The organism is Vibrio sp. 10N.222.48.A3, assembly GCF_041475345.1.
GTDB classification, from domain to species: domain Bacteria; phylum Pseudomonadota; class Gammaproteobacteria; order Enterobacterales; family Vibrionaceae; genus Vibrio; species Vibrio tasmaniensis_A.
On sequence record NZ_JBFRVX010001215.1, the window covers coordinates 1 to 1243 of the forward strand.

1 protein-coding gene is annotated in these 1243 nt (G+C 48.4%); it reads right to left on the reverse strand.

Annotation, left to right across the window (positions count from 1 at the left end):
- The coding region (locus AB4653_RS25120; protein ID WP_372105586.1) for a beta-ketoacyl synthase N-terminal-like domain-containing protein at positions 1 to 1243 on the reverse strand (1243 nt) is incomplete at both ends.

Here is a 1243-nt window from a genome sequence, read left to right on the forward strand (position 1 = left end):
CAATCGCACCTGCACCTTCACCGACATTCCAACTGCCATCTTGCAGCTGTCCGAATTTTGGAGCTAGCGTCACTGGGCTTACGCTGTTCTTCAGAATCACATGTTCTGCACTGCCGCTTAGGTCGACGGCTGCAATCACAACGGCATCCATCGATTCTTGTGACATCAAGTTTTGTGCAACATCAATACAACGAGCAACCGACTGTTCAGCAGCTGAAATCGTAAAGGCAGGGCCATTAAAGTCCCACAATGAAGAGATACGCGAAGCCATGATATTGCCGATGAAACTGGTGTATTGGTTCAGCTTGGCTGCGTCCATCACACTGTCCATCGCGATGGTTTCTAGCGCTTGGTATTCGTCTTGAGTTAGTTCGATACCCATGTTGGCAAAGCTGTCAGCCAATTGGCTATGCAGGTTTACGCGTCCACGGAATTGGTGCATCTCAAGCTCTGTTTCCATCGCAACTAAAACCGCAACCTTTTGGCCTGCAACAAGCTTGGCATCTTTGATGGCTTCGTCTGCAACTTTCATCAGTAGCAACTGCTGAGAGATCAAACGGTCATCTTCATTTGGCGGCACTTTGAAGCGCAGGAAATCGAGATCGAATTGATCGATGTACGCGCCATTTGGAATACCGTGTAAACCAAACTGATTCAGTAGTTCTGGATGTTGGTCTAAGCCTTTCCAGCGCTTCTTAGGCAAGGCAATGAAAGCATCGTTGTTGGTCTCAATCGCAGTGCTTAGCGCGTTGATGCTCTGCAGAGAACCAAAGTGAGACGCTAGACCAGTAATGCTTAAATTAGATGGTTGTAGGCTTGGAGACGCTGACTCTTGAGTCGGGTTTACATGACTGGTGTCTGAATACGCTTCAAGCAGTAAGTGAGCGTTACAGCCACCGAAACCAAAGACAGAAACACCCGCACAGCGCTCTGAGTTGCCCGCTTTACTTGGCCAAGATTGAACCTGCGTTGGCAGAGTCTGTGAGCCAAATAAACCTTCTGGCGACGATAGTGGCTTATCCAAGTTAATACTTGGCGGAAGCACACCTTCTTTCATCGCAAAGATCATTTTCATGATCCCTGGCATACCCGCCGCAGTCAGCAAGTGACCGAGGTTGGACTTAGCAGAGCCAATCAATGGCGGGTTCGAACCATTCAATTTGTCAGCAAAGAAACGCTCCATTGAGGTTAACTCAACCTTGTCACCTAATGGTGTACCGGTTGCGTGACACTCAATCACTTC